Genomic DNA, 478 nt, shown 5'->3' with positions numbered 1-478 from the left:
GAGAAAATGGAGCAACTGAGATTTTCACAGATGAAAAAGGGTATGCCTGCAGTATTCCATTACCATTTGGAAGCTATATCGTGCGTGAAACTACAACACCGCACAATTACAAGCCAGTCGATGATTTTGAAGTGAATATCACAGAACATCATCCAAACGAGCCACAGATCTGGCGAGTGCTTCTGGATGAAGAGTTTAAGGCAAAACTGAAAATCGTGAAAAAAGACGATGAAACAAAGAAATCTGTATTGATTGCCGGAACAGAATTTAAGGTATATGACCTGGACAACAAGAAGTATGTGGAGCAGGTAACAACTTACCCAGTGACAACTACTCACAAGTCCTATTTTACGGACAGCCAGGGATATCTGATCATGCCGAAGAATCTGAAGATCGGACATTACCGGATTGAGGAAGTCAACGCACCGGAAGGGTACACAATCAATAAGAACTATGTAGAGATTGCGGTGGATGCAAA

The 478-nt window shown here is 41.8% G+C and carries 1 protein-coding gene; it reads left to right on the top strand.

The window, feature by feature from the left end; translation table 11 throughout:
• Nucleotides 1-478 (top strand): MSCRAMM family protein (locus tag G5B12_RS17105; protein WP_174088974.1); only part of this gene is annotated, 478 nt, incomplete at both ends.

The sequence above is a fragment of the Blautia sp. MSK.20.85 genome (assembly GCF_013317245.1).
In the GTDB taxonomy this organism is placed as follows: domain Bacteria; phylum Bacillota; class Clostridia; order Lachnospirales; family Lachnospiraceae; genus Blautia_A.
Note: the sequence above shows the minus strand (reverse complement) of the source record. Positions and strands in the feature narration are given on the sequence as shown.